Source organism: Fictibacillus sp. 26RED30, from assembly GCF_015903845.1.
GTDB lineage: Bacteria > Bacillota > Bacilli > Bacillales > Fictibacillaceae > Fictibacillus > Fictibacillus phosphorivorans.
In genome coordinates, this window is sequence record NZ_JACZDV010000001.1 from 1,261,395 (window position 1) to 1,284,377 (window position 22,983).

Annotated in this window: 21 protein-coding genes and 2 pseudogenes; 19 read left to right on the forward strand and 4 right to left on the reverse strand. The window is 36.9% G+C overall.

Features of this window, described 5'->3' with window-relative positions; genetic code table 11:
• Positions 1-68 precede the first annotated feature (68 nt).
• Positions 69-386 carry a hypothetical protein gene (locus IHV11_RS06460; protein WP_197194041.1) on the forward strand — a complete coding sequence of 106 codons (318 nt, stop codon included), beginning with the start codon at positions 69-71 and terminating at the stop codon, positions 384-386.
• Between the two features lie 86 nt (positions 387-472).
• On the opposite strand, the gene IHV11_RS06465 is transcribed toward IHV11_RS06460, so the two are convergent.
• Complete coding sequence (locus IHV11_RS06465; protein ID WP_197194042.1) at positions 473-688, reverse strand: hypothetical protein; 216 nt, start codon at positions 686-688, stop codon at positions 473-475.
• Between the two features lie 106 nt (positions 689-794).
• Positions 795-1,592 (reverse strand): helix-turn-helix domain-containing protein, encoded by a 798-nt coding sequence (locus IHV11_RS06470; protein WP_197194043.1) that lies wholly within the window; start codon positions 1,590-1,592, stop codon positions 795-797.
• Between the two features lie 115 nt (positions 1,593-1,707).
• On the opposite strand from IHV11_RS06470, the gene IHV11_RS06475 reads away from it, so the two are divergent.
• The 8 genes and pseudogenes from IHV11_RS06475 to mutM all read left to right on the forward strand — a co-directional run bounded on the left by IHV11_RS06475 (position 1,708) and on the right by mutM (position 7,313).
• Positions 1,708-2,070: a hypothetical protein gene (locus IHV11_RS06475; RefSeq protein WP_197194044.1), complete on the forward strand. Its 363-nt coding sequence runs from the start codon at positions 1,708-1,710 to the stop codon at positions 2,068-2,070.
• A gap of 135 nt (positions 2,071-2,205) precedes the next feature.
• On the forward strand, positions 2,206-3,075 hold the full coding sequence (locus tag IHV11_RS06480; protein WP_197194045.1) for a GNAT family N-acetyltransferase: 870 nt from the start codon (positions 2,206-2,208) through the stop codon (positions 3,073-3,075).
• A gap of 175 nt (positions 3,076-3,250) precedes the next feature.
• Positions 3,251-3,769, forward strand: coding sequence for a DinB family protein (locus IHV11_RS06485; RefSeq protein WP_370568633.1), 519 nt, complete (start codon positions 3,251-3,253; stop codon positions 3,767-3,769).
• 238 nt (positions 3,770-4,007) lie between these two features.
• Entirely contained in the window at positions 4,008-4,493 is a 486-nt protein-coding gene (locus tag IHV11_RS06490; RefSeq protein WP_197194046.1) for a hypothetical protein, read from the forward strand.
• A gap of 80 nt (positions 4,494-4,573) precedes the next feature.
• Positions 4,574-5,074, forward strand: a pseudogene (locus tag IHV11_RS06495) (GNAT family N-acetyltransferase); the annotation flags it as partial.
• 43 nt (positions 5,075-5,117) lie between these two features.
• On the forward strand, positions 5,118-5,561 hold the full coding sequence (locus IHV11_RS06500) for an SRPBCC family protein (RefSeq protein WP_197194048.1): 444 nt from the start codon (positions 5,118-5,120) through the stop codon (positions 5,559-5,561).
• Positions 5,562-5,606: 45 nt separating this feature from the next.
• The gene (locus tag IHV11_RS06505; protein ID WP_197194049.1) at positions 5,607-6,398 is read left to right on the forward strand and encodes a phosphotransferase; all 792 of its coding nucleotides are present in this window, start codon (positions 5,607-5,609) and stop codon (positions 6,396-6,398) included.
• 111 nt (positions 6,399-6,509) lie between these two features.
• Positions 6,510-7,313, forward strand: coding sequence for a DNA-formamidopyrimidine glycosylase (gene mutM / locus IHV11_RS06510; RefSeq protein ID WP_197194050.1), 804 nt, complete (start codon positions 6,510-6,512; stop codon positions 7,311-7,313).
• A 75-nt stretch (positions 7,314-7,388) separates the two neighbouring features.
• Here the strand turns inward: mutM and IHV11_RS06515 are convergent, their stop codons facing one another.
• Both IHV11_RS06515 and IHV11_RS06520 read right to left on the reverse strand, forming a co-directional pair.
• Complete coding sequence (locus IHV11_RS06515) at positions 7,389-7,583, reverse strand: hypothetical protein (RefSeq protein WP_197194051.1); 195 nt, start codon at positions 7,581-7,583, stop codon at positions 7,389-7,391.
• Positions 7,584-7,625: 42 nt separating this feature from the next.
• Positions 7,626-7,841 carry a hypothetical protein gene (locus tag IHV11_RS06520; protein ID WP_197194052.1) on the reverse strand — a complete coding sequence of 72 codons (216 nt, stop codon included), beginning with the start codon at positions 7,839-7,841 and terminating at the stop codon, positions 7,626-7,628.
• 97 nt (positions 7,842-7,938) lie between these two features.
• Here IHV11_RS06520 and IHV11_RS06525 point away from each other — a divergent pair, with 97 nt between their 5' ends.
• The 10 genes and pseudogenes from IHV11_RS06525 to IHV11_RS21470 all read left to right on the forward strand — a co-directional run bounded on the left by IHV11_RS06525 (position 7,939) and on the right by IHV11_RS21470 (position 22,978).
• Positions 7,939-8,745, forward strand: coding sequence for an alpha/beta fold hydrolase (locus IHV11_RS06525; RefSeq protein WP_197194053.1), 807 nt, complete (start codon positions 7,939-7,941; stop codon positions 8,743-8,745).
• 154 nt (positions 8,746-8,899) lie between these two features.
• Positions 8,900-11,509 carry an McrB family protein gene (locus IHV11_RS06530; RefSeq protein ID WP_197194054.1) on the forward strand — a complete coding sequence of 870 codons (2,610 nt, stop codon included), beginning with the start codon at positions 8,900-8,902 and terminating at the stop codon, positions 11,507-11,509.
• On the forward strand, positions 11,484-12,959 hold the full coding sequence (locus tag IHV11_RS06535) for a DUF2357 domain-containing protein (RefSeq protein WP_197194055.1): 1,476 nt from the start codon (positions 11,484-11,486) through the stop codon (positions 12,957-12,959). Before IHV11_RS06530 ends, IHV11_RS06535 begins: the two co-directional genes overlap by 26 nt.
• 11 nt (positions 12,960-12,970) lie before the next feature.
• Positions 12,971-13,477: a hypothetical protein gene (locus IHV11_RS06540; RefSeq protein ID WP_197194056.1), complete on the forward strand. Its 507-nt coding sequence runs from the start codon at positions 12,971-12,973 to the stop codon at positions 13,475-13,477.
• A gap of 119 nt (positions 13,478-13,596) precedes the next feature.
• Positions 13,597-15,645: an McrB family protein gene (locus tag IHV11_RS06545; protein WP_197194057.1), complete on the forward strand. Its 2,049-nt coding sequence runs from the start codon at positions 13,597-13,599 to the stop codon at positions 15,643-15,645.
• Positions 15,614-18,097, forward strand: a complete 2,484-nt coding sequence (locus IHV11_RS06550; protein ID WP_197194058.1) for a restriction endonuclease-like protein — start codon at positions 15,614-15,616, stop codon at positions 18,095-18,097. The genes IHV11_RS06545 and IHV11_RS06550 overlap by 32 nt, the downstream gene beginning before the upstream one ends.
• Positions 18,098-18,156: 59 nt before the next feature.
• Positions 18,157-18,478 (forward strand): annotated as a pseudogene (locus IHV11_RS06555) (nucleoside triphosphate pyrophosphohydrolase).
• 79 nt (positions 18,479-18,557) lie between these two features.
• Positions 18,558-18,707 carry a hypothetical protein gene (locus IHV11_RS06560; RefSeq protein ID WP_197194059.1) on the forward strand — a complete coding sequence of 50 codons (150 nt, stop codon included), beginning with the start codon at positions 18,558-18,560 and terminating at the stop codon, positions 18,705-18,707.
• Between the two features lie 465 nt (positions 18,708-19,172).
• A complete protein-coding gene (locus IHV11_RS06565; protein ID WP_197194060.1) occupies positions 19,173-21,737 on the forward strand; it encodes a type I restriction-modification system subunit M in 2,565 nt (854 codons plus the stop codon).
• Entirely contained in the window at positions 21,734-22,978 is a 1,245-nt protein-coding gene (locus IHV11_RS21470) for a restriction endonuclease subunit S (protein ID WP_370568634.1), read from the forward strand. Before IHV11_RS06565 ends, IHV11_RS21470 begins: the two co-directional genes overlap by 4 nt.
• Positions 22,979-22,983: the final 5 nt, after the last annotated feature.

Consider the following 22,983-nt stretch of genomic DNA (forward strand, 5'->3'; position numbering starts at 1 on the left):
CTTTTAGATGGATTTCATAGAATATCATAATCGAAGGTATACCTTCGGGAACTAAGGGGGAATTAGTTATGGGTTGGATTGGAAATAATTCAGGTCATCATTCTTGTGGGTGTAACAAGCCTGTGGAACGTCAACATCGTGAATGTGGATGTCACCACCGCGTTGAACGTCACCATCATGAATGTGGCTGTCACAAAAAAGTAAAACTTCGTCAAACTGAAGGTCAGTCAAGAGGAGAAATGTGTAGCAGATGCAATTGGGCTAAATACCGAAACGACAGCGCTTGGAGAAAGCTCTGTAGAAACAGGGTAGAAAGTGTTCGAATGGTTTCAGAAGCTCCAAACTGTGCATTACGCAATCGATTAGACAATGGAACTGCTCAGTAGAAGCGAAGATTTTAAAAAGACAACGAACAAACACTGAAGAAACAAAAAGGGGCCTTTTCACTAAGGTCCTTTTTTGTTGCAGAAGATTATTTGCTATTTTTGCTATGATCACGAATTTCTCTGTCAATGAGGAACACAGACAGTTCGAACGCTTCTATACGTCTTTGCGCTAAGGTGATCTGAGACTTATACCGGTTTGGATTTTCTTTCCCTTCTAGCGTTTTAACGGTTTCTTTTAGTTTGTGAATCGTTGAGTCTAGTTGACGCTTGGCTTCGACTAAGTTGTCCAATATAATCTCCATTCTAATACATCTCCTTATTGAGCTTAATGAGTGGAAATTCTAATAGTAAAGTAATCAATTATAGTCAATCAAGCGAGAAAGTTTTAACTGGAAAATAAAGAGTTGCCTAATGATTCATCCTAAACTGTAGCGGCGAGCAGCCTATAACATTCACAAAATTTCGGTGAAACTGACTAGGGTTGTTAAATCCAACTTCATAGCTGATATCTAAAATGGATCGAGTAGTTGTTGTGAGTAATTCTTTACTTCGCTCAATTCTCGTTCTTATAAGATATTGATGAGGAGAGAGATGCGTATAGTTTTTAAAGCTTCGCATAAAGTGATATTTACTTTGGTTCGCGATTAATGCGAGCGTATCTACAGAAATGGTTTCATGATAGTTTGTATGAATATAGTCGAGTACATGAGTCATATAATGGCCATTGCTCTGGTGTTTCATAGCTGTTGAATGACTTCCTCTAAAAATGGACGTAAAAAAATGAAATGCCTCGTTCTCTATGTCTTTCTTACACGTATCTTCATGACTTTGAAAGAGATATCGATCAAACCACTGTTTCACTTGTTTCTTGATAACATTTGGAGAGATTGTTTGCTTCTCTATAAAAGTGATCTCTTCTGTTAAATTTACATTGTTCCAAGCGTTTAGTGATTTACGATCTAATCCGATCAAAAACATTGAAGATGGAACATTATCAAACTGATGAGCGTGAAGGGATAGAGGATTCGTGACGATTGCCTCTCCTTCTTTCAGTGCTAATGTTGTTTGGTTCAGGTCTGTAATCATCTCTCCTGTAAGCGGCACAGAGATTTGATAAACATCTTTATGGTAATGAGGTTGGTCTCCCCAATTCGAGCCTTCGATGTATAGAATCTTGATATGATCGAGCTTAAGATGAAATCCCAACGACTCCACATCCTTCCATCTTATATACTATCAAAAGTTGCGGTAAGATTGAGCACGATATGCAATGAATTCCTTTCTTCGCTTATCCATAATGAAGGATAGAGGAGGGATTCACATGAGTTTTAAGTCAAGGTGTTATCTTGTATATGGCTTTGCGCCAGTAGGGACAAGAGCGATTGAGGCGAATCGTTCATTAAACAATTGGATAAGTAATCAAGAGTTCGGTAAGATCATCTACCATGAGCATTTTGCGACTAAGCCACTTGGCGGGTTTGCGGTATTTGAAGTGAATGAACAGAAAGAACTGGATGCACTTCGTAGTGAGCCGCTATCTGAAACTTCGCATCTATACGGATGGACGTTAAGTTATCATCCTCTCACGCACAGTACGAATACAGACAAGTTTATCTACCAAACGCAATACACGTTGTCATCATACCGTGATGTAAAGATGGAATATCAGTTAGAGAGTAAATAGCAAAAAAGAAAAGAATCGAGCTTGTGGTGACTTACAGCAAGTTCGGTTTTTTCGTTATGTACGAATTATAATCCTTGTCGATCCCAAACGATTATCATCTATAATAAGGGTACAACTACAATAGGGGGCTACTCCATGTATACGGAAGATCGAGTTGTATTAAAAGTAGAGCAATTTAACAATAATGATGTTTCAAGTCTAATGGAGCTTTCTTCATCTGTCGGATGGGACTATGATGAAAACGAAATAAAAACGATTCTGTCATCAGGTAAGATCTATGGACATAAAACTCCTGAAGGTAAAATCGTTTCAAGTGCTGCAATCATTCCATACGATACAAATCTAGCCTCAATCGGTATGGTCATCGTACATTCAGATTATAGGGGCCTCGGATTAGGAAAGGCAGTCACTCAACAATGTATGGCTAGCGTGTCTAAAGAGACATCCATCATGCTAATTTCAACGGATGAAGGGAAACCGTTATATGAAAGCTTAGGCTTTAGAACGGTTGATGTTGTACATAAGTTTTTGTGTGAAAATTTTTTCTCCGAAGCGCTTGAAGTTAGTAATGAATTTACATTAGAGACTTATAAAGTAGAGGATTTTCATCAAATGATGGAACTAGACGCTGCAGCCTTTGGTGATCAGAGAAGCAAATTTCTGCTCAATCGAATTGAACAATGTAAACAATGTATCGTTGTGAAAAATCAAAACAGCCATATTATTGGTTTTGGTCTATCTGTACAAGGCCCTATAAATCTAATTGTAGGACCGATTGTAGCACCAGACTTTAAAACAGCCGCTTCTATCATGAAAGAGTTAGCGAGCAACCATCATGGAAAGCTTAGGATTGATGTGCCATCAGGTCATCATGATTTTATGACTTTCTTACATACATGTGGTTTTAAAAAAGTTAATGTGCCTCCCATAATGATGAAGAATTCAAGCACAATGCCAAACAGGAACCAAGAGTTATATGCAATTGCTGCTCAAGTATTTGGATAAAAAAATTTTGAAAGTCAAAATATCTTTCCATGGAAATAGTAAGGACACAAACAAACGGAGCATTTCTTCAAGAAGGAGAAGTGCTCTTTTTATTGAAGTTAAGAATAAGACTATTAAAGTACCTTAAAAGATTATTAAAATAAAAAATCGTTATTTGTATGAAACGGAGGTTCTTATGATGAGTGATCTGAAGTTAATCGCAACTTACAAAAGCTTTTTACAGAACTATTCAAACGAACAGCTCAAGTTTATACCTGAACAAGGGGTTTGGTCACTTGGTCAAATGTATGACCATCTGATTGTAGTAGCTCATGAATATCTTGATAGTGTAGAAGATTGTGAGAAAGCAGTTGAAGAGCAACATCAGGGTAAATCCGAATTCGGAGAATATCTATTTAACATTGGTGGATTTCCTCCTATTAAAATTAAATTACCTGAAGAACTAGATGCCCCGCCAGACAATACTAAAAGTAAAGAAGCGATTTTGTTAGAGCTCGATCAATTGATGAATAGAATGAAAGACTTGGAAATGAAAGTTGAAGATATAAACCCCAACTGCAGAATGAAGCATGGTGGATTTGGGTGGCTGAATGCACAAGAGTGGTTATCTCTTGTCGGCATGCATTTTCGTCATCATCTGCGTCAGAAGTATGAACTCGATCAAAAACTTGCATTATGCTCAAACATTGGGTAAAGAGTAGTCCAATGAGCATTTATGAGTCTTTGACGACATAGTAATTCTAGTAATAGAAAGAAGGTTTATAAAGGTGAGTACGAATAAGATATTTTGGTTTATGATAATAATCGCTTTCATTTTCATTATAGTCTTATATTTACCGAAATTACTCTTCCAAAACAATGGCTTTTAATATATTCCAATCGAAAAATCACGTGTATTTTCTTATAACGTCAAATCTCAAAGAGGACTGTATTTGAAATTATTACATCTAATAATAGCAATAATAATATTCTCATTCTGCATAACTGGTTGCTCGATTTCGACAGATGGAAATGGTCAGCAAGCAGCAAATCTTATGAATGATGACTTCCCTCCAGCTATGAAGGGATTCGTTAATGTTAACGGAAATAAGTATGAAATGAAATCAGGAAATTATAAATGGGAAAGAAAAAAAGGATCAGAAACCGAAGCTGTAACAACGGATGCGGCATCACCATCCCAGATTGCTTTTGCTTTTAATGCCATCGGTGTGAAACCGAACGCTAACATTCATATCGAGATTCAAGATCATCCTAAGATTTCCGTTTATCATTGGTATCAAAACGATAGAGATAAAGAAGTTATATTAAAAAACAATCATTTATCTGTTCCGTCAAGTAAAGGTAGGTACATCTATGAGGTATTAGGTAAATGGTCTAATGGTGAAGTATCGTACACATTTGTAATTGATGTTAAGTAGTTCTGAGATGGCAAAAGTAAACAAGTACGCGGTGGATCATTCATAGATTAAAACTATCAGTCTAGGAGGTTGCACCTAAGATGACAGCTAAATTTAAACCAATAATGTTAGAGATTGAAACTGATCGATTGATCCTGAGTCTTTGGAAGGATTCGGATGCCCCTTGGTATAGGGAACTCGTTGCCGAACGGGGGAAAGGGATGCCGACTATGGAAACTGCTCATGAAAATATCACCATTTTACGAAACCGAGCATCAGAAAGCGGGATTGCCTTACTCACTATTCGACGTCGAGATGAAGGTGATTATATCGGATACTGTGGGTTAATTATTGGCCGTTCGTCGCTTGAAGAACCGGAAATTGCATACGAGTTGTTCCGAAGAGTTCACGGTAATGGTTATGCGACTGAAGCGGCATCCGTAATCGTAGATGCTGCCGTTGCTACAGGCCGTAGCAAGCTTTGGTCGACAGTACGCGCTTGGAATGCTGCATCCTTTCGTGTGCTAGAAAAGCTTGGTTTTGAACGACACCATAGTACCTGGGACGAGGACGGAGAGATTGTTTGGAGCGTTCGAGAACTTCAGAAGAATTCCAAAGATGCCAAGAGTACGGAGGGTAGAGAAAATGCCAGAAATCAACCATAAAACCTATATGAAAGTACCATTAGAAGATGTGTATCATACTATTTCAACAGCACAAGGTTGGAATGCTTGGTTTACGGACGACACTTCTTTAGAGATCAATCCAGATGGGACTGGAGAAATTCGCATGAGGTGGACAAACTTCGGTAGTGAACATGTAACGATTGAAGATGGAGGTAGAATACTTGAAGCAATTCCAAACCAGAAATTTGTGTTCCAATGGTCACCAGGAGAACAAAGTTCAACGGTAACCATTAATCTTGAACCCTATAGAGACGGTACAATGGTAACCCTTAATGAATCTGGTTATACGAATTCCGAGAAAGACTTAAGTGCTTGCATTGGATGTGCGGCTGGTTGGGGAGAAGCGTTGACCTTATTAAAAGTTTACTTAGAGTATGGAGTCGTTTATAAGCAGGACTTGTAATTCATCCATAAAAATGCACTTTTCTATACAACGGGGGCGTAGTAAATGTCTAACTTTGAAAAAGAAGAATTACTAACTGGAGGAAATGTTTCAAACGTAATTCGTCTAGGAAATACGGTCCGACGAGATCTGAAACACAATAGCGGCAAGATTCACAAGCTATTGAAGCACCTAGAAAACAAAGGATATAGGTATGCACCAAAGTTTCTAGGTATTGATGAAAAAGGGAGAGAGATCCTTTCCTTTATTGAAGGGGAAGCGGGGAATTATCCCTTAAAGAAATATATGTGGTCAAATGAAGTGCTAAAAGATATAGCTAACATGCTTCGACTTTATCATGATGCGGTAAGTGATTTTCCGTTAGAAGAAGGTTGGTATCCGATCGATCACACACCTCAGCCTTATGAAGTGCTTTGTCATAATGATTTCGCCATTTATAACATTATTTTTGATCAAGAACGACCTTTTGGCATTATTGATTTTGATGTAGCAGGTCCTGGTCCAAGACTTTGGGACATCGCTTATACGCTTTACACGTGCGTGCCTTTAAGCAGATTTTATTTAGATGAAACAGGTACAACGGTAAATTACAATCGTAGCCAGCATGCAGAACAAATGAAAGAGAGAGTTCAATTGTTTTTTGAGGGGTATGGTGAGGAAGTGGACCCCAATTATTTGGAGATGGTGCAGCTCAGGTTAAAAGGGTTGTGCAGAACCATAGAAAGAAAAGCGAGTGAAGGTGACTTAGCTTTTCAAAAAATGATAGACGAAGGGCATCTGGACCATTATCTAGAGGACATTGAGTTTATTCGTAAACACAGGAATGATTGGACATAAATAGTTGGATAAGACAAAGCAGGTCATTTTGACAGGCTTTTTTTATTTACATAATTTATCCAACACACATAATACTAACAAGAGAGACCAGGATTGAAGGAGTTGGAACCATTGCCTGAGTTACCAGAGATGGAAACGTATCGCGAGTTTTTAAATCATAATATCATACATAAGCCGATAACCAATGTAGAAATCAACAGAGAAAAGTCAATCAACACCGGGGTTCAATCCTTTATTGATGCTGTAAAAGGATCCAATATCACTTTCGTTAAAAGAAGAGCAAAACATCTGATCTTTGAGCTAAGTTCAGGAAAGTTTCTGCTGCTTCATTTGATGCTTGGAGGACTGATGTTTCTTGGAACGTCAAAAAACAGTCCGGATCGAACGAAACAAATTATTCTGTCCTTTGGAGAGCTGCAACTGAATTTTATTGGTCTTCGACTCGGATATCTACATGTACTGAATCAGAATGAACTAGACGAAAAACTGAGTGATCTGGGTCCAGAACCTTTTGAAATGCAGCGGGATGAATTTTTACAGAGGTTAGAACGGAAAAAAGGTGCGCTGAAACCTTTGTTAGTCGACCAATCCTTTATAGCTGGAATCGGAAACTGTTATTCCGATGAAATTTGCTTTCAAGCTAGGTTACATCCGTTACGAAAAGCGAGTGACCTTTCTGATAAGGAGAAAAACCGTTTGTATGAAAGTATCAAACCTGTTCTTTCAAGGGCCGTTCAATTTGGGGGATATATGGATTTTCCGATGTACGAAGGTGATCAGCAGACAGGGAAGTATAACGAGAACACTTATGTTTATGAGCGAGAAGGGGAGAAGTGTCCGAGATGTGGAGGAAGGATTGAGAGAGTGGATCATTCTTCACATAAGTCGTATTTTTGTCCGAACTGTCAGAAGTAAATAATACTCTCTATCAATTCATAATAGAAAAGGACAGGTTAGAAGTGACGATGACTTCCGACCTGTCCTTATTCTTTACAGTTGTTCCTTTGATTTTGCCTCTTGAATCATTTTATACACATACAACGCACCATATCCACCAGCTAAACCAAGTGGGAGGATGATGAAAGGTGCAAAGTTCTTCGTGTGCCATCCTAATAAAAAGAATATCCCATAAATAATGACCATCGACATGATGCTAAACGCTAACCGGATAAAATAAGCTTTCAAACAAAACGCTCCTTCAATTCTTTATCTTTCACTTGCTTACATTCAATGTTTTTTAGTGGTCCAATTACGATACACATACCACCCAAACCATCCACCAGCTATTCCTAAGAGAATGATGATCAGGTTTGAACGTTCACCGTCATATAAATCAAACATTACTAGAATTCCATACGTAACGAAGCCAGTCAATACTCCAAATAACAATCGAATCAAATAGTTCTTCAGAGATAGCCCTCCCCGTGTATTTTCTTTTTCCATTTTAACACAACACCTATATAATATTCGTTTATATCCTAAATAGAAGGTATTCCTTTAATAACAGAGAACCCCCTTTATAGAGAAGGAGTGTTGAAATATGTCTTATTGCCAAGTACAGAAAGCCAGCATCTATTATGAAGAATACGGAAGTGGAACACCGATCGTAATGATTCATGGGTTCTCACCTGATCACCGCCTGATGAAAGGCTGCATGGAACCCATCTTTCAAGAGAGAGAAGATTACAGACGTATCTATATCGACTTGCCAGGAATGGGGAAGACGAAAGACTATGAAACGATTCAAAACTCGGATGAAATGCTACAAGCAGTCATCCAGTTCATTGATACATTATTACCAGATCAGCAGTTCTTACTAGCCGGTCAATCATATGGTGGTTATATGATGAGAGGTATCATCGCGAAAATGCCACAGCGTGTAATGGGTGCAGCATTCATCTGTCCGATGATCCTACCCAACCACAGTGACCGAACATTGCCAGAACAAACAAACATTGAAGTTGATCACGAATTCCTAGCCACACTAACAGAAGAAGAAAGAGAAGATTTCAAAGGCATTCATGTGAAGTTAAACGAATACACGTGGAAAAGGTACAGGGAGGAAGTAGTCGTTGGATTGAAAATCGCAGATTCAGCGTTCTTAGAGAAAATCTCAGGAGCTTATGGATACTCATTTAATATCGACCAAGAAGTGTTTGAGAAGCCCTGTGTGTTTATAACAGGTAGGCAGGACCATGTTACGGGTTATAAGGATGTTTATAAATTACTTAATAAGTATCCTAGGGCTACGTTTTCGGTATTGGATGTTGCGGGGCATAATTTGCAGATTGAGCAGGGTGGACTGTTGTATGTACATATTAGTGAGTGGTTGGATAGGTTATATTAAGCATCCTGTTTAATATGGCTAAGATCGTTCTAACCGAAATTGTGCCATCTAATCTTAAATTCAGGACTTTGAATTGAAAAATCATTCCAAGACTGAGGTTCTGTCTTTTTTTGGTACACTTTAAGAAACAGTTGGTTAAAAGGAGAGAAATTATATGATGTCCCTGAATCAGGAATTGGACCAAAGTTTTAGAAGCGATAGATACCGTCTAGGAAAAGAAAAAACTCGTTATTATGTGTTAACTGCAAACTTACGAAATGAGCCATATAAAGTTTATGTGATTGATCGTGAAAGCATTGTTAGAGAAACAGAAGCAAACAGTTTAAACGATGCCAAGAAAAAAGCCATGGAACTACTCCAAGCATACAACGATGAATACAGATTATCCGATGTTACCATGTGCCATTTCAAAGAAAATAGGGGCTGGGAAAAAGATAGAGATCAATACCCAGAAATTTATGAAAATAAATATAGAAATTCGAATAAAAGAGGAAGTGGAGAGGTAATGAATGAAACGGTTACAGGTATTTTTAATCTTTCAGCCTATCAAACTATTTTTAATGAGGCAGACACTACTAACAGGTGTCGGACCGTTTTAGATACTATTCATCCTGAGATAAAAGCATTTTTTGAGCGTTTTTGCCGTGATAATAATTTACTTACAGAAAACAGGGTAATTAAAGATTATTCTGTTACTTTAACTACTACATATCATGATTCAAAAAATCCAAAATTGTCTGAACAAAAAAAGAATACAAAAATAGGGAAAAAATATTACATCGCTCTTAACGAAAAAATAGGAGAACAAGAGGTAAACTTGTTAACACTAGAATTGAACGGTGTTGACCAAAAGCTTTATATTTCAGTTGATTCTACTTTTCTCCCGATGTGGTATTTGATGAGAGTCGATCGATTGATGCCGGCCATTCAGCATTTGTCTGAGGATGTTTATATTTATTTTCAATCAGATTGGTTCAAAAAAGAACAAGTATCCAGAACTGATTTTAAACCTGTTTTTACTACTTTTAGAAAACAAAGAAAACGTCCTTACTATCACTTTGGGACGGAGCTGTCTCTTCACGGTCAAATTTCACAAAAGGAATTGGAAATTCGTTTGTTAAACGTGTGGGGAAATACAGGATTTATTAAAGAGAAATTATTGGAGGAAAAAGAGTGGGACAAACAAGGTAATGAGCTTTTAGATCTATTTATAAATGAGGGATATAGCGAAGATACTATTCAGTTGTTAGAGCATTCCTATTCTCTTATTTTTGGGGAAGTAGATAATTTTAAATCTAAGGCTAGAAGACAAGCGTTTTCTATCCATGATCAGGACCAATTAATTACAAAAGGTTTTATCATATTTTACGAAATTGATGAAACCATTTCACCGAATCAAGTAATTTGTGTAGCAATTGAAGGTCATGATCATATTTACTCGAACGTAAGAGATCTTGTACTTAAGGATGAAGCAGAGTGGTGGATTAAAAAAGTTTTTACAACTCGGCACTCAGATAATACAGAGCTGAGTAAAAAAGCGATGGTGCTTTTAAATAAACATGGTTTTGAAACAGAAGGAAATTCTTATTATGTAGGAACATATAACAACGAAACCAAGTCGTTTAATAAAGAAATTCGTGCGATAAAAAAAGAACTTGTTACAGCAAGTTTACTATTTGCTTATGTGAGTGAGAGATTAGAGCTACCGGATACTAATCCGGATAGACTTGATCCGAATGAAGATGAATCAGAAGAAATTATAAAAGTAAAGTTTGTCAGCAACTTCTCATTTAGAGACATTCATGAAACGATAGCAAACAGCCAGTTCACTTTTTCAATTGATATCATCCGTGACTTCCATTTGAACCTTACAGCGTTGGATGACAAGCACTTTGTTATTTTAAATGGCATTTCTGGTACGGGTAAAACGCAGCTTTGCCGTTTGTACGCAAATGCTGTTTATGGACTTGATTATGAATCTGAGAATCCTTATTTGACGATTATTCCCGTTCGTCCAGACTGGATGGATGCGACAGCTTTATTTGGATACTACAGTTCTTTCGAGAAAAAGTATGTGATGACAGAGTTCCTTCAGGTATTAATCTCAGCTCAAAAGGAACGGGACAAGCCTCACTTTATCGTACTAGACGAGATGAACTTAGCTCGTGTGGAATATTACTTGAGTGACTATCTAAGTGCTGTTGAGTCACGGAAAGAAATTCTGCTTCATAACCGGGAAGATGTTACGGATATTTCACAAAAGATTAACATTCCGCCAAATGTGTATGTGTTGGGAACGATCAACGTGGACGAGACGACTCACAGCTTGTCGGATAAAGTCCTTGACCGTGCTTTTGTGATGACACTATCAGATGTTGATTTTGATCATTACTGGTCAACACTTGATCAGTCGGTTAAATTAATGGTCAGCAATGAATATGATATTCTTTGTGACATTCACAATGATTTAAAATCCTTTGATCTTCATTTTGGCTACAGAACAATGAACGAGATGATCCAGAAACTGGTGAGGAATAAAGAACTGGATGAGGAGTTCAGTCTTGGTTCAATGCCAGCACTCGACCGGGTGATCAGTGAGAAGATGCTTCCAAAATTAAGAGGTGACGAGCGGATGGCTGAATTGCTTGCAACACTGAAAACTAAATTCCAAGGTCACTTCGGTGAAAAATCTCAATCATATGGTCATATCTTGAGAATGGAAAAGGAGCTGGAGCGTTATGGAGCAACCCAGTTCTGGCGTTAAGTTCTACATTCAAAGTCATGAAGAAGGCTGGCTGACGCTTGAAGAAATATTTTTACGAGAAGCCACTTCTTATGAGTGGAAACTGGAGGGCAAAAGCAATCCCGTTATCTTGTTTAACGGGATGCCACTTCCGTATGTTCCAAATGAATCTGGAGTTAGAGGGACGCTGCAGACACCCTTTCAATCAGGTGAAGCAACTATTGAAATCAACGGAACTCATCTAAAAACATACATCTACACCGACGAAAGAAAGATGACAACGGAGCAGTATGAGATCATGCTGAGAGAGATCCTTGAGGAAGCGGCGGTTTGTTTTGATTACAGCGGCCTGGATAAAGGGTTCAATACGATTGGAAGAGAACGTACGCTGTCTTGGACACAATGGTCGTACATTAAAAGAAGCTTTCACGAGTTATCCATGCTGTTTCAAAAGATCAATAGCAATCCATTATCTGTTCTTAAGCAAGAAAACTTTATGACGAACCGTGAAAGGATTCAGCAAGTTCATACATCAACGTCACTCTGGCTGGAACGAAACCATGGTCGGACAGAGCAGTTTGTCCCTAAAAAAGTGTGGACATCTAAACGGCAGGAAACGAACGACATGTATGAAAATCGGTTAGTAAAAAAACAGCTTCTTGAACTAAGACATCTGCTCTCCCAATATCGTGATTATGCGGATGGTGTCTTAAAAGGGGAAGCAGAGAAACTAAGAAACAAGGTATTGTACTGGCTGAACCATTCATTCTTGATTGATGTCAAACCTCATAACGGCCAGGTGACCATCACCCAACGGTTGAGAAAGCATCCGATCTACCGAAAATGGTACGTATGGTTTGAAAAACTGTATCAGCACCAGAAATATGAAATTGGATTTGAGTATCACATACCATTAAAAGATACGTTTCAAGTATATGAGATGTGGTGCTACATGAAGTTAATCAAACAAGCAAGACAGAACGGGGAACTGGCTGATTCATCACAGCTTTATAAAACTACATCAGACGGAATCTTTCTTTCGTTAGCGGAAAACAAAGAGAGTACCGTTAAACTAAAAAACGGTGACATCATTTCATTCCAGCGTGTGTTTCAGTATCGAAATCCAGAACATGTTGTAGATAACACGAAGGCACTTTTCTATACCTTTACCCAAAGGATGATTCCCGACATTGTCATCCAACGAGGGGAAAAGCTATTTATCTTTGATCCGAAATATCGTGTACCGAATAACATTGGGACCGCATTAAGTGAAATGCACAAGTACAGGGATGGGATTAAAAACATCTTTACGGATGAAAAAGTAGTAGAAGAAGTATATATCATGACTCCGTTCCAGGAGTCAGGGGAAGAACTCAGATATTATGCTGATTATTTTCATAAACGATACAAGATGGGGGCGGTAAAGATGATGCCTGGAGTAACCGAAGAACATGATAGGTACTCAATTTAGGAGGGCAGAGCATGGATATCAAAAAAGATATAATTGTATATACACTACCTGATAATATTCGTGGCAGGAGTATACGTACTAACATTATTCCTACAGTATGTAATCTTAAAAACTTGCTTAAAAAGCTTGTAATGGTAAATGGAAATTATGGGCAATTAAAACAGTGGGCAAAAAGAAGTTATCAATCATACCATATTGATAAAATTAAAGCTGACTTGTTAACTGTCTCTGATGAAGAAGGTATTCCATTACTTAAATCTCATATTTTGAGTTTACACCCAAAGGAATTGGGTGCAAGTTGTGTGGACATTTACTTGATTGCTTATGTTGCTGAGAATTATGGACCAGGTAAAAACATCTTTTTTGATTACATAAAGAGCAGTGGAATTTCTGAAAAAGATAATACTGCCCATGCCATTTGGCAAGTTGGTAAGGGTGATGGTATTTACCTTGGTTTATTAAATAAAGATGGAACCGTAAGAGATTGGAGTTTTTTTACAACGTGGTTAGAAGAATAGTATGAATTTAATTAAGTTGATTTGACTCTACAAAAAAACGGTGGATTTAAAGCATTGTCTAAAACCTAAAATTCATAAAAAAATAATTATCTTTGATGATAATACATCAGGAGTTAATGATGATAAAAGAAAAGAGAAGTTGGTCAAAGCCACATTCACAAATGATTGCAAGAAAAAAAATTGACTGGTCAATATTTAGTAATGGATCCCATATACCGATTGAGTTTCATGAAGACTTTGAGGAAGCAAATCATGGAACTCATGTTAATAGAGGAGAAAAATATAGAATTAAGTTAATTCTAGATGATGAAGTATATGATGCTCAGTTAACAAATGTTGATAGAAAAGGTGTTAGTGTAGATTCTTTACAAATAAGGTACGACAATAATGCCGAATTAAAACAAGTTCTCCTTACTACGTTTAACAAAAGCTATGAATACATAAGAGAAAGAAAATTAGAGAACGAAAAACAACAGATTCATGTCCCGATGGATCAAGCAGAATATATTGAATTTTATAAAACAGAGAATCCTTTTGTATATACAATAGAATTAGATCCATTTAAGAGAATATCTAGCAATAATTTCTGGTGGGTAAACCAGGGGAAAACCCATAATCAAGAGAGAAGTGGAAGTTATCTATGGGCACCACAAAGAGCAAAAAATGGTTCGCCATTAGCCCACCACACAGATTTATTAAAAGCAAAAAAAGGTGATATTGTTTTTGTGTACAGCAACATGCACATCAGATGTCTTGGAATTGTAAGTAAAGAAGCTGAACAGCATGCTAAACCAAAGGAAATACAAACTGATGAATGGCAAGTTGATGGAAATCTATTAAAAGTTAATTATTTCGATTTAAATAAACCAATTCCGAAAATAGAAATACCTGCAGGTTGGAGAATTGAAGAAAAAGGTCCTTTTGATAAGCATGGCGACATCAAACAAGGTTACTTTTACTCTGTTTCAAAAAGCTTTGCTAATCAGTTGTATTCAATGTTTGGAGAGGGTTTTCCAATGGAAATTAAAAATGCATTTTTAGATAAAGATTCAATTGTAGAAAAAGGACTAAGTGATATAAACGGTATGAATGTAACAAATCACATACATTCTTTTATACAGAGCAAAGGTTTTTTCTATAAGAAGGAAGAAGTTGTTAATTTTTACTTATCATTAAAAACAAAACCTTTTGTCATACTCTCCGGAATATCTGGTACAGGTAAAACAAAAATGGTTCAATGGTTTGCTGAGAGTTTAGGGGCTACAGATAGAAATGGTCAGTTCACCTTAATTCCCGTTCGGCCTGATTGGAGTGATGGTTCTGATCTATTAGGCTATGTAGATATTAAGGGTGACTTTAAGAAAGGTCCATTAACTTCTGTTCTGGAAAGAGCAATGGATGATCCGACCAAACCTTTCTTTGTTTTACTTGATGAAATGAATTTAGCCCGAGTAGAATATTACTTCAGTGATCTATTAAGTGTAATGGAAAGTCGGCGACGGGAAAATGGAGAGATTATAACGACACCGGTATTACCTTTTGAGGTGGATGGTAGAGACATCATTCTCCCTTCAAATGTTTATATTGTTGGAACTGTAAACATGGACGAGACGACACATCCTTTTAGCAAAAAGGTGTTGGACCGTGCGAATACGATTGAGTTTAATAGAGTTCAATTAGATCACTTTGCTTTCTTAGAGGATCTTGAAGAACAGGAACCTTTGTATATCGAAAATCAGTCATTGGCGGGGGACTTCTTGCATTTAAAAGATGCATACAAAGATAACATAACGCTAATCAAAAAGGTAACAGAAGTTTTAGTCGATATTAACAAACAACTTGAAGGTATTGGTGCACAGGTCGGTTATCGAGTACGAGATGAAATATGTTTTTATGTGATTTATAGCGAGAAAGACAACTTACTGACATTTAAAGAAACTATGGATCAATCAATTCTTCAGAAGATACTTCCTCGTATTTCAGGGAGTGATGAACGTGTATGGGATACTCTTAAGGGACTATATATGATTTGCACGAATCAGGTCTATGATACAGATGTCCTACCTGAATTCGATAAAGCAATATATCCTAAGTCTGCACAAAAGATTGTGGATATGATTAGGAGGTATCAGCTAGATGGCTTCACTTCCTTCTGGATTGGTTCGTGAGGATGTTGAACTCGTTCTAATCGAAACGGATGAATTTACTCTTTTTATGAAGGGAAAACCTTATCATCAGCGGTTTGAAGGGTTGTCTCAATATAAGAAGAAACTGCAGAACGAAACGATGGAGTTTAAGGCTGAGGGAAAGTCGATTCAGTCTGTCAAAGTTTTCGATGTAGACCAAAAAGTGTTAGCAGCTCGCTCAACGTTTAGACCTATCTTTTTTGAAAATGGAAACTATCAAATTATCGTTACATCAAAAATAGATTCAGAGTTAGAGTTCTATCACGAACATCATCTTTTAAGAAACGCTGTGAGCAGTGTGCCCGTGGGTCCTAAGCAGGTTCTGATGGGAAGTCTGCAATTTCAAAATGAAGTCGGGTTGTCTTCTTTTGAAATTCGTATGGAAGGCAAAACCTTATTGTCTGTAACTTTTGAAATCTTTCCTTCAAAGCTTGATTATAAAGAAGATTATCGAAAGCTCCTAGATGAAGTGAATGAAGAAATCTATAATCTAGCGTTTCACTTTTTACGGAAAACGTATCTTGGTGCGAGGACTAGGGTAGAGGGAGAAGCAAGTGCTGCTGAATTTTATCGGTTACTTCAACATCATTTTAGGTCCTTTCTTCAGGCAATCAAAAGAATTGAACAACAACCGCATCATCAACTGATTACCACTCATCAAAAGGTGAGAGGGGATCAATTAAAAAAGATGGACTCATATGGTCGAAACCAGCTTAGAAAAAAAGCTTCATTGTTTCAAGAGGTTCCAAAGGGTATTCAGTTTGAGAACAAACAACTTATGCCTTTTGAAGGCTGGCAGATTAAAAAAGAGCACTCATTTGATACGATGGAAAATCGTCTTATTAAGTGGTTGATGATTCGAATTGAAGATAAACTGAAGGATCTGTGTAAAAAGGTAGAAGCTCCAAGTGGTAGATACAAATCAGAACCAGATCAAGAAGTGGTTAAGGCGATAATAGACATGCCAAAACTTCTACATCAAAGAATTAAAAATCCATTTTGGAAAACCATTAGTAAGTTGGATCGTTCAGTAATGAGTTTAGTCATTCAGATGGCACCAGGATATAGAGAAGCTTTTCAAATCTATGTTTTACTTTCCCGTGGATTAGAACTACATGGCCAAATCTATAAAATGTCAGTTAAAGATGTAGCTCAACTTTATGAGTATTGGACATATCTTAAGCTTGGTGCTCTATTGGATAAGAAATATGTACTCTTATCTCAAGACGTGGTGAAGGTGAATCGAGAAGGTTTGTTTGTGAACCTCGACGGCAGTAATTCTTCTAAACGTGTGTATCAACACCCACATACAGGAGAGAAGATTATTCTCCAATATCAAAAGGAAGAAAAGCACCTTCCAACGATTACACAAAAACCCGATACGATGCTGAGCATTCAGAAGAAAGGAAAGGATTACAGCTATAACTATATCTTTGATGCCAAGTATCGTATTGATTTTGCAGTTGAAGATAGTTATTACGGAAAACGATATAAGAGCCCCGGTCCGATGGAGGATGACATTAACACGATGCATCGATACCGGGATGCGCTAGTTGTTCAGCATGAAGGACCATATGAACGAACAGCCTTTGGGGCATATGTTTTATTTCCATGGTTTGAAGAAGAATTATATGAGCAGCATGCATTTTATAAAAGTATTGAGACCGTTAATATCGGTGGATTGCCTTTTTTACCAAATGCAACAAGATTAGTTGAGCAATTTGTAGAACACCTCATTGAAAAAAGTCCAGAAGAGATTCAAGAAGAAGGTATATTACCAAGAGGTACATTAGATCGGTGGAAGTCTTCATTAGATGAGACCGTACTGGTTGGATTAGTAAGTGATGAGAAAGTTTTTACGGATTGTATCCAACAAAAAACGTTTAAGATCGCTGTGAAAGACTTAAAAAAAGGGTGGCAAGAGGCAAAGCATATTGCCTTGTATCTATCAAATAAAGCATCAAAAAATAACGGAGTAAGATATTATGGCAAGATTGATGACATCAAGTTCAGTCCGCCTAATGATAGTGAACAATTCGTTACATTTACAGTGATCGTTTGGAAAGAATTAAAGCAAGTAATTAAACCGGTTGGTTATGGTATATCTTCATATATGCTAACTACATTAAATGCTTTGAAAGAAGCTAGAGAATTACCTGAACTTTATATGAAAAGTAAAGATGAGTTAGCGGTTTGGAAAACAATGCGTAGATTAACAAACAATCCTAAGATTAATTTGAACCACACACATGTTGATCAGGCATCAGAAATTGTTCAAATACAATCAGGTGAGATATTAGTTTCAGTAGGTAAACATGAAATAATAGTGCAACGTGTTGCAAGTATGCAATTAAAATCAATAGATAGAGAAGACTTCTTACTTAATCCTAATAGATTGTTTAAAGAAGTAATTAATATTTTAAAAGCAAACTAAATTTTAGAGTGGTTCAATATTACTAATGATTTATACAAAAATATAAAGGGGTAATTACTGTGCCGACTTACAACAAGCTTGTTCGTGACGGTATTCCTGAAATTATCTCAAAAAACGGATATACTTTTAATACTAGAATTCTAACTGAAGAAGAATATATAAAAGAGATTAAGAAAAAATGTTATGAAGAACTTGATGAGTATACAGCAATTGTTAACAATAGAGATGCAGTGGAAAGAACTGGCTGATCTTCTTGAATTAATGTACGCACTCGCCCAGGTTCATGATGTAGATTTTTATGAAGTTGAAAAAGTCAGACAAGACAAAGCAGAGAAACGCGGAGGATTTCATGACCGTATCTTCCTGATTGATGTCGAATGAAATCCATTAAACTGTTTGCCATCAATCACTATGAAGAAGTACTTGCGCTTCATTTTGAAAGAAAGGATGAAAGGCGAAAATGAAAACCAAAAAATGCATAAAATGTGGTGTTAAACTCCATACAACTGACTGGATTATCTTAAAAGAGATGAACACACTTCCTGTTTGTGATAACTGTACATTAAATGAAAAAGAAAATAAAAATGAAGACATGCAAGGTAAAGATTAACTAATTAAGAGTAATGAATGGGAAAGAAAATAGTAAAGTACAAATAACTCTTTTTCAAAGACCACTTTGAAAAGGGGTTATTAAGTGTATGAAAATGTACACTTTTACATACGGTTCTTTTTTGTTCCAAATCTGCTTTTTTATGCGTTCGTTTAAGTTAGAAAATTATTTGCAAACGTACGCGGTTTTTCATCCATTTTAACGAACGATTTTGATAGAATAAAAAAGATGCTGCATGAGTGGAATGACGTTACCAAAATTTAGAGGCATTCATTGTGATGTTGTATATGCCGTTATTGGACACCACCCAACCTAAGGACAGGTTGGGGAACCTTATAGCCAATTTGCTTTAGCAGTCGGGTATATCAATAGACTGCTATAATAGAAAAGAAGTATTGATAGAGGTAATGAAAAATACCAACACAATACAAAGAATTTGTCAGAAAGTTCAATGGGGGATACAAAGTGATTACTTCAGAAGAAATTAAAAGTAGATTATGGGACGGCGCTAACGAACTGCGTGGTTCAATGGACGCCAGCCGTTATAAAGATTACATGCTTGGATTAATGTTCTATAAGTTTTTGAGTGATAAAACTTTAGAAACATTTAAAATTACCAGTGGTTTAGAGAAAATGACTCAATCTGAATTGGTAGAGGAATATACAAAAGCACAAGCAGAATACGGAGAACAGCTAAATAAAATGATTCAAAATGTGCTCGGTTATTATGTTTCGCCTGAGTATCTTTATCAAACTTGGATAAAAGATATCAATTCTGGAGATTTTGAAGTTCAAAAAGTAACGGATAGCTTGAATAACTTCGAACGTACGATTGCCGTCTCCAGTGATACGAATGACTTCAAAGGATTGTTCTCAAGTTCTACGCTGGATTTAACGGATACGGCATTAGGTAGTAACTTAAACGAACGCAGCAAAAATATTAAAGCATTGATTTTGTTATTTGCAGACTTGAATATGGTTGCATTACAAAAAGGCGATGTACTGGGTGACGCGTATGAATATCTCATCGGTCAGTTTGCAATGGAGTCAGGGAAAAAAGCAGGGGAGTTCTATACCCCTCGACAAGTCAGTGAAGTTATGGCACAAATTGTAGCGAAAACGGCTGATATAAAATCAATCTATGACCCAACTGTCGGTTCTGGCTCGTTACTTTTAACGGTTAAGAAACATTTAGATGAAGATGTTCAAAAGGATTTAAGTTATTACGGACAGGAAAAGAATACAGCGACCTATAACCTAACTCGTATGAATTTATTGCTCCATGGTGTGCGTCCAGAAAAGATGACTATAAAGAATGGTGATACGCTTTCTCAAGACTGGCCAGAAGATCCAGAGCGTCCAAATGAAGGTGTACAGTTTGATGCGGTTGTTATGAATCCACCCTATTCTGCTAAGAACTGGAACAAAGCAGGACTGAAGGTCAGTGATCCTCGTTTCGAAGTCGCTGGTGCATTGCCACCAGACTCCAAAGGAGATTTTGCTTTCCTCTTACATGGACTATTCCACTTAGGACAAAATGGAACAATGGCGATTGTGTTGCCTCATGGTGTGCTCTTCCGAGGTTCCACAGAAGGGGAAATTCGAGAACGTTTGCTCGAGAAAAACTACATAGATACCATTATCGGCCTGCCAAGTAACTTATTTACTAATACAGGAATTCCTGTAGCCATAATAATATTGAAGAAAAACCGTGAAACTGGTGAGCCTGTACTTGTTATAGACGCTTCTCGTGGCTTTACTAAAGTAGGGAAACAAAATGTTCTACTTGAGAAAGATATTGCTAAAATTGTAGATACGTACGTTGAACGTAGAGAAGAAAAGGGTTATAGCCAATTGGTAAAACGAGAGGATGTTCTCAAAAATCAATACAATATGAACATTCCTCGTTATATTGAAGCGATAGATGAAGAAATTCCGCAAGACGTAGATGCACACTTACTTGGTGGGATTCCTCAAAAGAATATTGATGATTTGAAGGTTTTGCAGTCTTCAGTGCCAGATATTATGGGACAATCCTTCAAGGAAATCCGGGAAGGCTATGTTGAGTTATTGAAACCGGTTGAGGAGATTTCTCATAGGGTCTTCAACGATTCACGCGTTATTGAAAAATCAAAAGAAATCGAAGGAAAAGCAGCATCCTTTATTAATAAATATTTCGATACCATACGAAATGTAGATAATATCAGTAAATCATCCCAGTTAATGAATGACATGCTCGATGAAATAAAAGCGATTTTGTCAACGTTCAACAATATTGATGTGTATGATGGCTATCAAATTGTCGCTGAAATATGGAAGAATGCATTGTCCCATGATACGGAAATCATTGCATTAAGTGATTTTTATACGACCGGACGCACACGTGAACCAAATATGGTAACGAAAGGAACTGGCAATAAAAAACGTGTCGAGCAAGATGGCTGGATCGGCAGTATCGTGCCAAATGAGTTGATTGCTAAACATTTATACAGTGATGAGCTAGAAGAAATTGAAACAAAGAAAACACGCATTCAAGAAATTGAAATTGAGCTGTCTGATTTAGTTGAAGCTGCTAAAGTAGAAGACAGTGATGAAGCCAATGCATTAGGCGATACGTTGAATGAAGCCGGTGAATCTTTTGATAACAAGTTGATCAAAACAGAGTTGAAAAAAGCGAGCAAGGGAACAAGTGAATATAACTATCTGAAAATTGTTGAACAGCTACATGCAGATAAATCAACACTCAGTAAAGAAGTGAAAGTAGATGAAAAAGCACTAAAAGAAGCTGTACAAGAACGGATTTTAACTTTGACAAACGATGAAATCGACAACTTGATGTATGAAAAGTGGTTTGGCAATACAGTGGACACTTTGGTTCATTTAATAAAACTACCACTTCAAAAGGAATTAGATACGTTACACATATTGCATAATCGCTATGCTGATACGCTGTCAGTGATTGATGAGGAAAGTCGCAATTTAGAATTGGCATTTGAAGTCTTGGTGAGTAATTTGGTGGTGGAATCGTGACTGAACAACATATAAATTTAATTCCAAAAAGAAGATTTATAGAATTTAAAAATTCTCTCGCTTGGGAAACTCGAAAGTTAGACTCTATCTTTAAGAAAATCAGGAACGCTTTCGTTGGAACAGCTACTCCATATTATGTGAATTCTGGTAATTTTTATCTTCAATCTAATAATGTAAAAAACGGACAAATTAATAGGTCAACAGAAATTTTTATAAACGATAAATTTTACGAAAAACAGAAAGATAAGTGGTTGCATGCAGGTGACTTAGTAATGGTACAATCAGGGCATGTGGGTCATACAGCCGTAATAACAGAGGAATTTGACGAAACGGCTGCTCATGCACTTATTATGTTTCAGGAGTATAAAGACCAGGCAGACCCATATTTTTTAAACTTTCAATTCCAAACAAAAGAAGCAAAACGAAAATTAGAAAGCATAACTACAGGGAATACCATAAAACATATTCTAGCTTCTGAAATGAAAGAATTTGAGGTGAGTATTCCTCAAATTGAAGAACAAAAAAAAATCGGTAAATTTTTAAAAATCTTAGATCACACTATCGTTCTTCAGGAACGTAAGTTAGAAAAGACAAAAGCCTTAAAATCTGCTTATCTTTCGGAAATGTTTCCTATTGAAGGGGAGTGCAAACCTAAACGGAGATTTGCAGGATTTACTCAAGCTTGGGATCAGCATAAATGGGTAAACATGGTTGATATATCAACTAATATGGTGGACCCGAAATCGGGGAAATATGATAAGCTGCTACACGTTGGTCCGGGCAATATTGAATCATTCAGTGGACGAATATACGACAATGTAAAAACCGTTAAAGAGGATAACTTAATTAGCGGAAAGTTCCATTTCAATAAAGGAGATATCATTTATGGGAAGATAAATCCACAACTAGGAAAGTACATTTTTGCCCCATTTGAAGGGCTTGCGAGTGCGGATACTTATGTACTGAACACAAAAAATGGACTTGACCAAACCTTTTTATTCGCTCTACTACAGACGCGACGTTTTTACAAGTATTCGGTATCGGTGTCAATGCGCTCAGGTATGCCGAAAATTAATCGTGACGAGTTAAACGCGTATGAATTTAAAGCTCCAAGCTTACATGAGCAGAAGCGTATAGGGGAATTTTTCTTACAACTAGACCACCTCATCACCCTTCATCAACGCAAACTAAAAAAACTGCAAAACCTTAAAAAGGCATATCTAAATGAAATGTTTGTTTAGAGGGG

Excerpts from the sequence above, each read along its gene's own strand:
- IHV11_RS06460 (WP_197194041.1), top strand. The coding sequence starts at position 69 with ATGGGTTGGATTGGAAATAATTCAGGTCATCATTCTTGTGGGTGTAAC.
- IHV11_RS06465 (WP_197194042.1), bottom strand. The coding sequence starts at position 688 with ATGGAGATTATATTGGACAACTTAGTCGAAGCCAAGCGTCAACTAGAC.
- IHV11_RS06475 (WP_197194044.1), top strand. The coding sequence starts at position 1,708 with ATGAGTTTTAAGTCAAGGTGTTATCTTGTATATGGCTTTGCGCCAGTA.
- IHV11_RS06480 (WP_197194045.1), top strand. The coding sequence starts at position 2,206 with ATGTATACGGAAGATCGAGTTGTATTAAAAGTAGAGCAATTTAACAAT.
- IHV11_RS06485 (WP_370568633.1), top strand. The coding sequence starts at position 3,251 with ATGATGAGTGATCTGAAGTTAATCGCAACTTACAAAAGCTTTTTACAG.
- IHV11_RS06500 (WP_197194048.1), top strand. The coding sequence starts at position 5,118 with ATGCCAGAAATCAACCATAAAACCTATATGAAAGTACCATTAGAAGAT.
- IHV11_RS06505 (WP_197194049.1), top strand. The coding sequence starts at position 5,607 with ATGTCTAACTTTGAAAAAGAAGAATTACTAACTGGAGGAAATGTTTCA.
- IHV11_RS06520 (WP_197194052.1), bottom strand. The coding sequence starts at position 7,841 with ATGGAAAAAGAAAATACACGGGGAGGGCTATCTCTGAAGAACTATTTG.
- IHV11_RS06525 (WP_197194053.1), top strand. The coding sequence starts at position 7,939 with ATGTCTTATTGCCAAGTACAGAAAGCCAGCATCTATTATGAAGAATAC.
- IHV11_RS06530 (WP_197194054.1), top strand. The coding sequence starts at position 8,900 with ATGATGTCCCTGAATCAGGAATTGGACCAAAGTTTTAGAAGCGATAGA.
- IHV11_RS06535 (WP_197194055.1), top strand. The coding sequence starts at position 11,484 with ATGGAGCAACCCAGTTCTGGCGTTAAGTTCTACATTCAAAGTCATGAA.
- IHV11_RS06540 (WP_197194056.1), top strand. The coding sequence starts at position 12,971 with ATGGATATCAAAAAAGATATAATTGTATATACACTACCTGATAATATT.
- IHV11_RS06545 (WP_197194057.1), top strand. The coding sequence starts at position 13,597 with ATGATAAAAGAAAAGAGAAGTTGGTCAAAGCCACATTCACAAATGATT.
- IHV11_RS06550 (WP_197194058.1), top strand. The coding sequence starts at position 15,614 with ATGGCTTCACTTCCTTCTGGATTGGTTCGTGAGGATGTTGAACTCGTT.
- IHV11_RS06560 (WP_197194059.1), top strand. The coding sequence starts at position 18,558 with ATGAAAACCAAAAAATGCATAAAATGTGGTGTTAAACTCCATACAACT.